This is a genomic window from Serratia sp. Sp408, assembly GCF_057180665.1.
On record NZ_JBXUFT010000007.1, the window covers coordinates 211,603 to 224,645 of the forward strand.

Consider the following 13,043-nt stretch of genomic DNA (forward strand, 5'->3'; position numbering starts at 1 on the left):
CTTTTAGGATTGTTGGAGAAAGAAAATGGCAAGATATTTGGGTCCTAAGCTCAAGCTTAGCCGCCGTGAGGGCACAGACCTGTTCCTGAAGTCTGGCGTTCGCGCGATCGATTCAAAATGCAAAATTGAGCAACCGCCTGGTCAACACGGTGCGCGTAAACCGCGTCTGTCTGACTACGGTGTACAGTTACGTGAAAAGCAAAAAGTTCGCCGTATGTACGGTGTTCTGGAGCGTCAATTCCGTAACTATTATAAAGAAGCAGCACGTCTGAAAGGCAACACTGGTGCAAACCTGTTGCAACTGCTGGAAGGCCGTCTGGACAACGTCGTTTACCGTATGGGCTTTGGCGCCACTCGTGCAGAAGCACGTCAGCTGGTTAGCCATAAAGGCATCATGGTAAATGGTCGCGTTGTTAACATCGCTTCTTATCAGGTATCTCCGAATGACGTAGTCAGCATCCGCGAGAAAGCTAAAAAGCAGTCTCGTGTTAAGGCCGCTTTGGAGCTGGCTGAGCAGCGTGAAAAGCCAACTTGGCTGGAAGTTGATGCTGCTAAGATGGAAGGTGTGTTCAAACGTATTCCTGAACGTACCGATCTGTCTGCGGACATTAACGAACACCTGATCGTCGAGCTTTACTCCAAGTAAAGCTTAGTACCAAAGAGAGGACACAATGCAGGGTTCTGTGACAGAGTTTCTAAAACCGCGCCTGGTAGATATCGAGCAAGTCAGTTCGACGCACGCCAAGGTGACCCTTGAGCCTTTAGAGCGTGGCTTTGGCCATACTCTTGGCAACGCACTGCGCCGTATTCTGCTTTCATCTATGCCGGGTTGCGCGGTGACCGAGGTTGAGATTGATGGTGTACTGCATGAGTACAGCACCAAAGAAGGCGTACAGGAAGATATCCTGGAGATCCTGCTCAACCTGAAAGGGCTGGCGGTGAGAGTTCAAGGCAAAGATGAAGTTATTCTTACCCTGAATAAATCTGGCATTGGCCCTGTGACCGCTGCCGACATTACCCATGATGGTGATGTCGAAATCGTCAAGCCGCAGCACGTTATCTGCCACCTGACCGATGAGAACGCTGCTATCAGCATGCGTATCAAAGTTCAGCGCGGTCGTGGTTATGTGCCGGCTTCTGCCCGAATTCATTCGGAAGAAGATGAGCGCCCGATTGGTCGTCTGTTGGTGGACGCCTGCTATAGCCCTGTAGAGCGCATTGCCTACAATGTTGAAGCAGCGCGTGTAGAACAGCGTACTGACCTGGACAAGCTGGTAATCGAAATGGAAACCAATGGCACGATCGATCCTGAAGAGGCGATCCGCCGTGCGGCAACCATTCTGGCTGAACAACTTGAAGCTTTCGTTGACTTGCGTGATGTACGTCAGCCGGAAGTTAAAGAAGAGAAACCAGAGTTCGATCCAATCCTGCTGCGCCCTGTTGACGATCTGGAATTGACTGTCCGCTCTGCTAACTGCCTTAAGGCAGAAGCTATCCACTACATCGGTGATCTGGTACAGCGTACCGAGGTTGAGTTGCTGAAAACGCCGAACCTGGGTAAAAAATCTCTTACCGAGATTAAAGATGTGCTGGCCTCACGTGGTCTGTCTCTGGGCATGCGCCTGGAAAACTGGCCGCCGGCAAGCATTGCTGACGAGTAACCGGATCACAGGTTAAGGTTTTACTGAGAAGGATAAGGTCATGCGCCATCGTAAGAGTGGTCGTCAACTGAACCGTAACAGCAGCCATCGCCAGGCTATGTTCCGTAACATGGCCGGCTCTTTGGTTCGTCATGAGATCATCAAGACGACCCTGCCAAAAGCGAAAGAGCTGCGTCGCGTTGTTGAGCCGCTGATTACTCTTGCCAAGACCGACAGCGTAGCTAATCGTCGTCTGGCATTCGCCCGTACTCGTGATAACGAGATCGTGGCAAAACTGTTTAACGAGCTGGGCCCGCGTTTCGCGAGCCGTGCCGGTGGTTACACTCGCATTCTGAAGTGTGGCTTCCGCGCAGGCGACAACGCGCCGATGGCATACATCGAGCTGGTTGATCGTGCTGAGTCTCAAGCAGAAGTGGCAACTGCAGAGTAATCTGTAGACGCGTAAAAAAACCGGGCTTGCCCGGTTTTTTTACGTCTGTCGTTTGCCGCAGATCGATCCCCCTATGTGATGACTTAAGATCTCCCTTCTTATCCACTATGCTAATATTATCTGCTTTAGCGCTGGAGAAATCCTCTTATGTGGTTGCTCGATGAATGGGCTGAACGCCATATCGCCGATGCCCAGCAGAAAGGTGAACTCGACAAACTACCCGGTATGGGCGCGCCGCTAATACTGGATGATGACAGTGCGGTACCTGCCGAGCTGCGATCGGGTTTTCGCCTGTTAAAAAACGCCGGTTATCTGCCGCCAGAACTTGAAGTGCGCAAAGAAGCGCTGACGCTGGCTCGCTTACTGCAGGGCATCAATAGCGAACATCCTGACTTTGACGAGTTGAATAAACGCATGGCGCTGTTGGCGTTTCGTTTGCGTCAGGCGGGAATGAGCACCGATTTTCTACACGGTGAATACCAGGCGGCACTGAGCGGTAAATTCAGCACGGAGGATAAGTAATGTTTAAAATTGGCCAGTTGGCAAAACTTGCCGATGTGACGCCCGATACGGTGCGTTATTACGAAAAGCAGGGCATGATGGATCACGACATCAGAACCGAAGGCGGTTTTCGCTTGTACAGCGAGCAGGACTTGCAGCGGCTGCGTTTTATTCGTTATGCCAAGCAATTGGGATTTACCCTGGAAACCATCGCCGAACTGTTATCGATCCGCGTCGATCCAGAGCATCATACCTGCCAGGAATCAAAATCGATCGTGGAGGCGCGACTGCAGGACGTTGAGAACAAATTGCAAGAATTGTCGCGTATGCGTGAATCATTGAAACGACTCAGCGATGCCTGCTGTGGTACCGCACATACCAGTAGCTCTTGCTCGATCCTTGAGGCATTGGAACAAGGCGCACGTGAAGAAAAAGCGGCAAGCGTCAGGCAACAGCGATAATCGCTTTAATGTCGACCTCGACCGCAGTATCATCAGCCGTTTTATAACCACAGAGTTAATCGGAGTAATACCATGACAAAATATCGACATACCAAGGGCCAAATTCAGGATAACGCCTTGGAAGCCTTGTTACATGACCCGCTGTTTCGCCAACGGGTAGAAAAAAATATTAAAGGTAAAGGCAGTTATCGGCGTAAAGAAAAACATGCAAAAGGTGGGCGTTGGGAGGCCAGTGGTAAAGTATCAGCAGATAATTTACCACTGGCCTTCTGGTTTTAAGCCATTAAAAAAGCCCTCTATCAGCGAGGGCTTTTATTTATAAAAAGGGTGGTCTTACAGCTTTGGCTGTTGTTGCTGAGCCAGCAGATCGCGTATTTCAGTCAGCAGTTTTTCTTCAGTGGTAGGCGCTGGCGGAGCAGCAGGGGCTTCTTCCTGCTTGCGGCGAACTTTATTCATCAGCTTAATTGCCAGGAAGATGGCAAATGCGACGATGATAAAATCAAAAACGGTCTGAATGAATGAACCATAATTCATTACTACCGCCGGAACAGCGCCTTGTGCTTCACGTAAAACCAGATGGAACTGTTTAAAATCGACGCCGCCAATCAGCAAACCCAACGGCGGCATGATGATATCAGCAACGAATGACGATACAATTTTCCCGAAGGCAGCACCGATAATGACACCCACCGCCAAATCGACCACGTTGCCACGCATGGCAAACTCGCGGAACTCTTTCATCATACTCATAGAACACCCCTCGCAAAATTAATAACACAAGTTTAACAAAGCAACTTCCCTTTGCCACAATAAGTATAGAAAACTTTTCGCCATTTCCTGTGACAATCAATTTTAACGCAAAACGGCGGTTACCGGCTTTACGTATTTGTATTAAAGGAAGAACGGACTCGGTTGGAACAGTCGTTCAACATCCGGGACAAATTTCTTGTCGGTAATAAACATGATCACATGATCGCCTTGCTCAATTTTACTGTTGCCGTTGGCGATAATCACATCGTCACCACGTACAATTGCGCCAATGGTCGTGCCTGGCGGCAACTTGATCTCTTCTACAATGCGTCCAACCACTTTGGAGGTACTTTCATCACCGTGGGCGATCGCTTCGATGGCTTCTGCCACGCCACGGCGCAGGGACGAGACGCTGACAATATCGGCCTTGCGTACGTGCCCCAACAGCGCAGAGATGGTAGCTTGTTGCGGTGAGATGGCGATGTCAATCACGCTGCCCTGAACCAAATCGACGTAGGCGCGGCGCTGGATCAGCACCATGACTTTCTTGGCGCCCATGCGTTTGGCCAGCATGGCGGACATGATATTGGCTTCGTCATCGTTGGTGATGGCAATAAACACGTCTACCTGTTCAACGTGTTCTTCGGCCAGCAGTTCCTGATCGGAAGCATCACCGTAAAACACAATGGTGTCATGGAGCTGTTCGGCCAATTCGGCGGCGCGCTGCTGGTTACGTTCAATCAGCTTGACGTTGTAGTCTTTCTCCAACTTGGCGGCCAAACCGGCACCGACATTGCCGCCGCCGACGATCATAATGCGCTTGTAAGGCTTTTCCAGCCGTTGCAGTTCGCTCATTACCGCGCGGATATGCTGGGATGCAGCAACAAAAAATACTTCGTCACCGGCTTCAATGATGGTGGAACCCTGCGGGCGAATCGGTCGATCCTGGCGGAAAATAGCGGCTACGCGGGTATCAATATGCGGCATGTGTTCGCGCATGGCCGACAACGCATTGCCTACCAACGGGCCGCCATAATAGGCTTTAACCGCGGCAATGCTGACTTTCCCTTCCGCAAAGTTTACAACCTGCAAGGCTCCAGGGTATTCAATCAGTTTGTAGATGTAATCGATAACCAGCTGTTCGGGAGAGATCAGGTGGTCGATAGGCACCGCTTCAGGTAAAAACAGCTTGTCGGATTCACGAATGTATTCTGGCGCACGAATACGAGCGATGCGGTTTGGCGTGTTGAACAATGAGTAGGCAATCTGGCAGGCGATCATATTGGTTTCGTCAGAATTGGTGACGGCAACCAGCATATCGGCATCTTCAGCGCCGGCCTCACGCAGGACGCGCGGGTGTGAACCATGTCCCTGTACGACGCGCAGATCGAATTTGTCCTGCAACTGACGAAGGCGGTTGGTATCGGTATCCACCACGGTGATATCGTTATTTTCGCCAACCAGGTTTTCCGCCAGAGTTCCGCCGACCTGACCTGCGCCAAGAATAATTATTTTCATCGTGTTCTCTGCTTCACACTGAAAGAGCAGGGCGCAAAGGCACGCCCTGAGGGGTTACAGTTTAATCAGCTTAGCGTAAAAGAAGCCATCGCCATCTTCAGGATGAGGAAGGTTCTGTCGGCCAGGTTGATGTTGCTTACCGGTTTCTACACGTTGTGCGTCGGCATGGCGCTGTAAAAAGGCCAGTACCTGCTCATTGTTTTCCTGTGGCAGGATAGAGCAGGTGGCATACACCATCACACCGCCAGGCTTCAGGTGAGGCCAAATGGCATCCATGATTTCCGCCTGCAGGCTGGCCAATTCGGCAATGTCGCGATCGCGGCGCAGCCATTTGATATCAGGATGGCGGCGGATGACCCCGGTGGCAGAGCATGGCGCATCCAACAGAATGCGATCAAATTGCTTATCGCCGCACCATTGCTGCGGTGTACGGCCATCACCCTGCTTGACCTCGGCGCTGAATCGCAGACGCTGGAGATTTTCGTTCACGCGACTCAGCCGCTGTTCGTCGATGTCGACCGCCATCACATGGGCTTTTGGTGCCGCTTCGAGGATATGCGTGGTTTTGCCGCCAGGGGCTGCGCACAGATCGAGGATCTGCTCGCCATCCTGCGGATCCAGCAGATCGACGCAGCCTTGTGCAGAGGCATCCTGCACGGTGACCCATCCCTCGGCAAAGCCGGGCAGCTCGTTGACCGCGCATGGCGACAATAAACGCAGCGCATCACGATATTCTGCGTGTGGCGCGGCGGCGATGCCGGCTTGTTCCATCAGTTTGAGATATTCATCGCGCGTGTGATGCAGCCGGTTTACCCGCAGCCACATTGGCGGTTTCTGGTTATTGGCCTCGACGATGTGTTCCCACTGCTCAGGATAGGCCTGCTGGATGCGTTTCAATAGCCAGCTTGGGTGCAAATAGCGGCTGTCATTGTTGGCCGCGCGTTGCAGCAATTGATCCTGCTGGCGCTGGAACTGACGCAAAACGCCGTTAATCAGCCCCTTGAGCTGTGGCCGCTTTAGCGCAACGGCGCCGTTTACCGTTTCTGCCAGCGCCGCGTGCGCAGGAATACGGGTATACAGTAATTGGTACATGCCAACCATCAGCAGATAGTGCAGCGTGCGTTGTTTACCGACCATCGGTTTGGCCATCAACTGCTGAATGCACCATTCCAGTTGCGGCAAGACGCGTAAGGTGCCAAAACACAGCTCCTGTAACAGTGCGCGGTCTTTGTCCGAGATGTTTTTCTGCAATGACGGCAGGATGGTGCTGAGTGATTGCCCCTGATCCAATACCTGGCCGATGGCTTGAGCAGCAATGCTGCGGAGGTTGTAGTTGTTTTTCATAGGCTAGAGCTGTTGACGATCGGCATTGAATAAAATAAACAGCCCGGCAGGATCCACCGGGCAGTGAAGGCGGTTTATAACCGGTTACCCGGAGTGAACCATTCGCGACGTGAATTCAACAAATCTTGAGCTGACATCGGCTTTTTGCCGGCAGGCTGTAACTGCGTCAGGCATAGCACGCCGTCGGCAGTTGCCACCTGGATGCCATGCTTGTCGGCATGGATGATGGTACCCGGCTGGGCATTGCTGCTCTCATCGCTAACCTGCGCCTGCCAAACCTTCACCGGTTGGTCGTCAACGGTGAAGTAACTGACTGGCCACGGATTGAAGGCGCGAATGCAGCGTTCAAGCTGTGCGGCAGAAAGTTGCCAATCGAGGCGCGCTTCCTCTTTACTCAGTTTTTCCGCGTAGGTCACCAGCGCTTCGTTTTGTACTTCACGTGCGACGGTGCCGTCGGCCAACTGTTGCAATGTGGTCAGCAATCCCCTGGGCCCCAATTCAGCGAGCTTGTCGTACAGGCTGGCACTGGTATCCGAAGCTTCAATGGGACAACTGATTTTATGCATCATGTCACCCGTATCAAGGCCGACATCCATTTGCATGATGGTCACGCCGGTTTCCCGATCGCCAGCCCACAGGGAACGCTGGATCGGCGCGGCACCGCGCCAGCGCGGCAGTAGCGAACCGTGTACGTTGATACAGCCGAGGCGCGGCATATCCAGAACTGCTTTTGGCAGAATCAGACCGTATGCCACCACCACCATCACGTCAGCTTCAAGCGTTGCCACCAGTTGCTGGTTTTCTTCTGGGCGTAATGACTTGGGTTGGAAGATCGGCAGTTGATGCTGTTCAGCCAGCACTTTGACCGGGCTTGGCGTCAGTTTATTGCCACGCCCGGCAGGGCGATCGGGCTGGGTAAACACACCGACCACCTGGTGTCCAGATGACAACAGCGCGTCAAGATGACGCGCTGCGAAGTCGGGTGTGCCGGCAAAAATAATGCGTAAAGAGTCAGACACGTTGATTCCCTGCGTGGTTAGGCGCGCGCTTGCAGCTTGGCCATTTTTTCCAGTTTCTGACGGATACGCTGGCGTTTCAGCGGCGACAGGTAATCGACAAACAGTTTGCCGACCAGGTGATCCATTTCATGCTGGATACAGATGGCCAACAGATCGTCGGCGGCCAGTTCGAATGAATTGCCGTTGTAATCCAGCGCGCGGATCTTCACCTTTTCGGCCCGTGGCACCAAGGCACGTTGTTCAGGGATGGACAGGCATCCTTCTTCAATGCCGGTTTCACCACTTTGTTCCAACAGTTCCGGGTTAATCAGCACCAGGCGCTGATCGCGAGTTTCGGAAACGTCGATGACGATAATGCGTTGGTGGATATCCACCTGGGTCGCGGCCAGGCCAATGCCTTCCTCTGCGTACATGGTGTCAAACATATCATCCACGATACGCTGGATATCAGCATTGACTTCTTTTACCGGGGCTGCAACTTTGCGCAGCCGCTCGTCTGGGAAATGTAATACCTGCAAGACTGACATATATCTTTAGATCTATATCCGAGTAATAAAGAGAGTTTAATGTCTATTCTAGACATTTCCCGTCCTGATTGACAGCATCGTCTAACAATTGCACAGATTGGTAATACCAACGCTAACGGCAAGGGACGCGCGATGATTCCAGAGGAGATGGGGTTACGGCTGCATGCGGTATCGGGGCTCGGCGCGGCAGCGGCAAGCGAGGTCTTGCGGCAGTTGATCGCGGCAGGGGGCGCACCTTGCCGCATGCTGCGCGCACTGGGCCTGAACCTTCGCCAGCGTGAACAGTTCGACCGTTTGGACTCGCGCTACCTGGCCGCGACGCTGGCTTGGCTGGAACACCCCGGGCACAGGATGCTGACTTTCGGCACGGCGGGATATCCGCAGCAACTTTCGCATCTCGTCGATGCGCCGTTTGTACTGCTGGTGGACGGCTGCATTGAGGCGTTGCAGTTGCCGCAAATCGCCATGGTGGGCAGTCGTCAATACAGCCATTACGGTGAGCGTTGGGCGACGTACTTTGCCGGCGAGTTGGCACATTGCGGCTATGCCATCACCAGCGGTCTGGCACTTGGCATCGACGGTATCTGTCATCGCGCTGCACTTGACGCACAGGGTATCACGATTGGCGTATTGGGTAGCGGGCTGGCCAATGTCTCGCCGCGTTGTCATCGTCGACTGGCCAGGCGCATCGTCGAGCAGGGCGGCGCGCTGTTGTCCGAACACCTGGTCACCGACTTGCCTCTGCCAGCGCATTTCCCTCGGCGTAATCGCATCATTAGTGGCTTGAGCCTTGGCGTGCTGGTGGTGGAGGCCGCTTTACGCAGTGGTTCGCTAATTACTGCGCGCCTGGCACTTGAACAGGGGCGTGACGTTTTTGCCTTGCCTGGCGCCTTGGGTAATCCTATGAGCGCGGGAACACACTGGCTGATTCAACAGGGCGGTTATCTGGTTACCGAACCAAAAGATATCGCAGAACAGCTCGGCAGCGGCCTGCATTGGTTGGCGATGGATGAAAAAACAACTATTTCTGCTTCAGAAGCGGAAGTTGAATTGCCATTTGCCGATGTGTTGGCTAACGTAGGAGATGAGGTGACACCTGTTGACGTCGTCGCTGAACGTGCCGGCCAACCTGTGCCAGAGGTGGTAATCCAATTACTCGATCTGGAGTTAGCAGGATGGATCGCAGCTGTACCCGGCGGCTATGTCCGAATAAGGAGGGCAAGCCATGTTCGACGTACTCATGTACTTATTTGAAACGTATATCCACAATGAACCAGAGATACGCGTCGATCAGGATAAACTGACCGATGATCTCGCTGAGGCGGGGTTTCATCGAGAGGATATCTACAACGCGTTGAATTGGCTTGAAAAACTCGCAGACTTGCAAGAAGGTGAGAACGCGCCGTATCTTATGGGCGCCGATCCGCTGGCGATGCGATTCTATACCGAAGAAGAAAGCGTGCGTCTGGATGCCAGTTGCCGTGGTTTTCTTCTGTTCCTTGAACAGATCCAGGTATTGAACCTCGAAACCCGTGAAATGGTTATCGATCGCGTTATGGCGTTGGATAACGAGGAATTCGATCTCGAAGACCTGAAATGGGTGGTGTTGATGGTGCTATTCAATATCCCAGGTTATGAAAGCGCCTATCAGCAAATGGAAGAACTGTTGTTTGAAGTAAACGAAGGCTATTTGCATTGAGCCGATAACACGCATATACCCGTATACTTCAAGATACAGGTGCGTTGGCTTCCCTTGCTGACCCTGGTGGCGTAGCCTTTGTGCGCCCCAGGGATTTGCTGCGTCGCCGCCTTCCTGTAACTCGAATCATGTAGGGTATAAAGTAGTTATGACTAAAACAGCGATTTTTGCCGCTAGGCAAAATGAACCCTGTCCGGAATGTGGGGCCGAGTTGGTGATCCGCAGTGGTCGCCATGGCCCCTTCCTTGGCTGTTCTCATTATCCAGAGTGCGAATATATACGTCCGCTGAAAGCCCAGGCGGACGGTCATATAGTTAAAGTATTGGAAGGACAACATTGCCCGAAATGCCAGGCGACGCTGGTGTTGCGTCAGGGGCGCTATGGCATGTTCATTGGTTGTAATAACTACCCTGAATGCGATCATACCGAAGTAATCGACAAACCGGACGAAACCAGCATTCCTTGCCCGCAATGCGGCCAGGGCAAATTGCTGCAGCGCAAATCACGCTACGGCAAAGTGTTTCATTCCTGCGATCGCTACCCGGAATGCCAGTTTGCCCTCAATCTTAAACCCGTCGCCGGCGAATGCGCGTATTGCCATTATCCGTTGCTGATGGAAAAGCGTACGGCCAGGGGGATAATCCTCTGCTGCGCCAGTAAACTCTGCGGAAAACCGGTCACAACGACAGAATAACGACATCATGAGCTTAGAATTCACCTCCATTATTACAGCATTGAACAATCAGCAGGTTATTGCCTACCCAACCGAAGCGGTGTTTGGCCTGGGCTGCGATCCTGACAGCGAGCAGGCGCTGCGCGAACTGCTGGCCTTAAAGCAGCGGCCTTGGGAAAAGGGACTGATCCTGATTGCTGCCGAATACGACCAGTTGCTGCCCTATATTGCTGACAGCCAGCTTAGCGAGTCGCAGCGCGCGGCGATATTCGCCAGTTGGCCGGGGCCGGTGACCTGGGTGATCCCGGCGAAACCGACCACCTCGACGCTGCTTACCGGGCATTTTAATTCATTGGCGGTACGCGTTAGCGATCATCCTTTGGTGCAGCAACTGTGCCGCGAGTTCGGTAAGCCATTGGTATCGACCAGCGCCAACCTCAGTGGACAAGAGCCCTGCCGGAGCGCCAATGAGGTGCTGCAGCAGTTTGGCGCCGCTTTCCCGGTGTTAGCCGGCAATGTCGGTGGTCGTCTTAACCCTTCAGAAATCAGAGATGCGTTGACCGGCGAGCAGATCCGTCAGGGCTAGAGGAGCGGTGGATGGACAAATTTGCGGTATTTGGCAACCCGATTGCTCATAGCAAATCACCGCGCATTCATGCGCTGTTTGCTCAGCAAACCGGGATTGCGCATCCCTATGGCACGGTATTGGCTCCGGTCGATGATTTTGCCGGGAGTTTACAGGCGTTCATTGGCGCTGGCGGCGAAGGAGCCAATGTTACCGTGCCGTTTAAGGAACAGGCGTATCAGCTGGCCGATGAACTGACCGAACGTGCGGCAATGGCCGGCGCGGTGAATACCCTTAAACGACAGCTCCATGGGTTGCTATTGGGAGACAACACCGACGGCATTGGCCTGTTGAGCGATCTGGAGCGTCAGGGTTTGATCAATTCCGGCGATCGCATTCTGCTGGTGGGGGCGGGGGGGGCCGCTCGCGGCGTTATACTGCCGTTGCTTTCCTTTGGTTGCGAGGTGGTGATTACCAACCGTACCTTTAGTCGGGCACAAGACCTGGCGCAGGCCTTCCGCCACCTTGGAGAGATCGCGGCACTGCCGATGAACCAACTCGATCAACAGGATTTTGATTTGCTGATCAACGCGACTGCATCAGGCATTAGCGGAGAGGTGCCGACGTTGCCCGTGAGCATCATGGGAGCGCATATCCGTTGTTACGACATGTTTTACCAACGCGGTTTGACGCCGTTTCTGGCGTGGGCGCAACGGCAGGGCGTAACGCAGTTTGCCGATGGCTTAGGCATGCTGGTGGGGCAGGCGGCGCATGCCTTTTTGCTGTGGCATGGGGTCATGCCGCAGATTGAACCGGTGCTGCAGCAATTGCGCAAGGAACTGGCTGACTGAAAGCAACCCGTACCCGGACAGGAACGGGCGTTCGGTCAAATATCTTCGGACAGGTAATCATCTTTCCAGCGCACGTAGTTATTGGAGGAGTAGCGCAGCCCTTCCAACTCGGCCGACGTCAGCGGTCGTACTTGCCGTGCAGGGCTGCCCATATATAAGTAACCGCTTGCCAGGTGTTTTCCCGGCGCCACTAGGCTACCGGCGCCAATCATCACGTCGTCTTCTATTACTGCACCATCCAGCAAAATCGATCCCATTCCCACCAATACCCGGTTGCCAATGGCGCAGCCATGCAGCATGGCTTTATGCCCCACCGTCACATCTTCGCCAATTAATAGCGGGTAGCCTTGAGGATTATGTTCCGATTGATGAGTCACGTGCAGCACGCTACCGTCCTGAATGTTGCTGCGCGCACCGATCTTGACGGCGTTAACGTCGCCGCGGATGGCCACCAGGGGCCAGATGCTGACGTCATCGGCCAGTTCCACGTTGCCGATCACCACGCTGGAAGGATCGATCATCACGCGTTGGCCGATCTGTGGGGTGTAATGAAGGTAAGAACGAATTGCATCAGACATGGTAAGCCTCACGTCGGGATCATAATTACCGGCAATACTAGACGTTGGCGATGGAATTACAACCAATCAACAGCGCAGATCCTGCGTAAAATGGCCTCGATCGCGCAAGATCCGGCCGAAAGGGCGGAAAAGTGTGCAAACGATAAGAAAAGATCAAAAAAGGGGTTGTGCAAAAAACTCGGATCCCTATAATGCGCCTCCATCGACACGGCGCAAGTGATTCACTTCACAACGCGGCCGGGACGAAAGAGAAAAAATCCTGAAAAAACGGGTTGACTCTGAAAGAGGAAAGCGTATTATACGCCACCTCGAGTTAACAAGCTTCGGCGCGTAACTCACTGCTCTTTAACAATTTATCAGACAATCTGTGTGGGCACTCACAAGACGATATCCAGCTGCTTCGGCAGCAAAAAAATATCAAGTCTTGAAGAGTGACTACTGAAGTAAAATTCATTTAGTGAATCTT

General features: G+C 53.2%; 17 protein-coding genes. 11 read left to right on the plus strand and 6 right to left on the minus strand.

All coding sequences use genetic code 11. From position 1 onward, the window contains the following. The first annotated feature begins 25 nt into the window (after positions 1-25). The 6 genes from rpsD (at position 26) to AC2AXP_RS19105 (ending at position 3,332) form a co-directional block, all read left to right on the plus strand. Positions 26-646, plus strand: a complete 621-nt coding sequence (gene rpsD / locus AC2AXP_RS19080; protein ID WP_004956152.1) for a 30S ribosomal protein S4 — start codon at positions 26-28, stop codon at positions 644-646. Positions 647-671: 25 nt separating this feature from the next. After that, positions 672-1,661, plus strand: coding sequence for a DNA-directed RNA polymerase subunit alpha (locus tag AC2AXP_RS19085; protein WP_002919219.1), 990 nt, complete (start codon positions 672-674; stop codon positions 1,659-1,661). 40 nt (positions 1,662-1,701) lie between these two features. Next, positions 1,702-2,091 carry a 50S ribosomal protein L17 gene (rplQ, locus tag AC2AXP_RS19090; RefSeq protein WP_004929726.1) on the plus strand — a complete coding sequence of 130 codons (390 nt, stop codon included), beginning with the start codon at positions 1,702-1,704 and terminating at the stop codon, positions 2,089-2,091. A gap of 147 nt (positions 2,092-2,238) precedes the next feature. Further along, positions 2,239-2,613, plus strand: a complete 375-nt coding sequence (locus AC2AXP_RS19095) for a DnaJ family domain-containing protein (RefSeq protein ID WP_004956143.1) — start codon at positions 2,239-2,241, stop codon at positions 2,611-2,613. Continuing rightward, on the plus strand, positions 2,613-3,053 hold the full coding sequence (gene zntR, locus AC2AXP_RS19100; protein ID WP_004956140.1) for a Zn(2+)-responsive transcriptional regulator: 441 nt from the start codon (positions 2,613-2,615) through the stop codon (positions 3,051-3,053). The genes AC2AXP_RS19095 and zntR overlap by 1 nt, the downstream gene beginning before the upstream one ends. A gap of 72 nt (positions 3,054-3,125) precedes the next feature. Further along, complete coding sequence (locus AC2AXP_RS19105; protein WP_088499844.1) at positions 3,126-3,332, plus strand: alternative ribosome-rescue factor A; 207 nt, start codon at positions 3,126-3,128, stop codon at positions 3,330-3,332. A gap of 54 nt (positions 3,333-3,386) precedes the next feature. Here AC2AXP_RS19105 and mscL read toward each other — a convergent pair whose 3' ends face one another. The 5 genes from mscL to def form a co-directional block, all read right to left on the minus strand. After that, positions 3,387-3,803 carry a large-conductance mechanosensitive channel protein MscL gene (mscL, locus tag AC2AXP_RS19110; protein WP_004956137.1) on the minus strand — a complete coding sequence of 139 codons (417 nt, stop codon included), beginning with the start codon at positions 3,801-3,803 and terminating at the stop codon, positions 3,387-3,389. A gap of 141 nt (positions 3,804-3,944) precedes the next feature. Then, positions 3,945-5,321 (minus strand): Trk system potassium transporter TrkA, encoded by a 1,377-nt coding sequence (trkA, locus tag AC2AXP_RS19115; protein WP_004956135.1) that lies wholly within the window; start codon positions 5,319-5,321, stop codon positions 3,945-3,947. 54 nt (positions 5,322-5,375) lie between these two features. Then, complete coding sequence (gene rsmB / locus AC2AXP_RS19120) at positions 5,376-6,665, minus strand: 16S rRNA (cytosine(967)-C(5))-methyltransferase RsmB (protein WP_004956134.1); 1,290 nt, start codon at positions 6,663-6,665, stop codon at positions 5,376-5,378. Positions 6,666-6,739: 74 nt separating this feature from the next. Then, the gene (gene fmt, locus AC2AXP_RS19125; RefSeq protein WP_004956132.1) at positions 6,740-7,684 is read right to left on the minus strand and encodes a methionyl-tRNA formyltransferase; all 945 of its coding nucleotides are present in this window, start codon (positions 7,682-7,684) and stop codon (positions 6,740-6,742) included. A gap of 17 nt (positions 7,685-7,701) precedes the next feature. Next, entirely contained in the window at positions 7,702-8,211 is a 510-nt protein-coding gene (gene def, locus AC2AXP_RS19130) for a peptide deformylase (protein WP_004956131.1), read from the minus strand. A gap of 132 nt (positions 8,212-8,343) precedes the next feature. Between def and dprA the strand changes: the two genes are divergently transcribed. The 5 genes from dprA to aroE all read left to right on the plus strand — a co-directional run bounded on the left by dprA (position 8,344) and on the right by aroE (position 11,999). Further along, complete coding sequence (gene dprA / locus AC2AXP_RS19135) at positions 8,344-9,465, plus strand: DNA-protecting protein DprA (RefSeq protein ID WP_004956129.1); 1,122 nt, start codon at positions 8,344-8,346, stop codon at positions 9,463-9,465. Next, entirely contained in the window at positions 9,437-9,910 is a 474-nt protein-coding gene (gene smg, locus AC2AXP_RS19140) for a DUF494 family protein Smg (RefSeq protein ID WP_004956125.1), read from the plus strand. The genes dprA and smg overlap by 29 nt, the downstream gene beginning before the upstream one ends. Positions 9,911-10,058: 148 nt before the next feature. Further along, positions 10,059-10,604, plus strand: a complete 546-nt coding sequence (locus tag AC2AXP_RS19145; RefSeq protein WP_004956124.1) for a DNA topoisomerase family protein — start codon at positions 10,059-10,061, stop codon at positions 10,602-10,604. Between the two features lie 7 nt (positions 10,605-10,611). After that, entirely contained in the window at positions 10,612-11,169 is a 558-nt protein-coding gene (gene tsaC, locus AC2AXP_RS19150; protein ID WP_004956120.1) for an L-threonylcarbamoyladenylate synthase type 1 TsaC, read from the plus strand. An 11-nt stretch (positions 11,170-11,180) separates the two neighbouring features. Continuing rightward, positions 11,181-11,999, plus strand: a complete 819-nt coding sequence (gene aroE, locus AC2AXP_RS19155) for a shikimate dehydrogenase (protein WP_004956117.1) — start codon at positions 11,181-11,183, stop codon at positions 11,997-11,999. Positions 12,000-12,034: 35 nt separating this feature from the next. Here aroE and AC2AXP_RS19160 read toward each other — a convergent pair whose 3' ends face one another. Then, entirely contained in the window at positions 12,035-12,577 is a 543-nt protein-coding gene (locus tag AC2AXP_RS19160) for a gamma carbonic anhydrase family protein (RefSeq protein ID WP_004956115.1), read from the minus strand. Positions 12,578-13,043 lie beyond the last annotated feature (466 nt).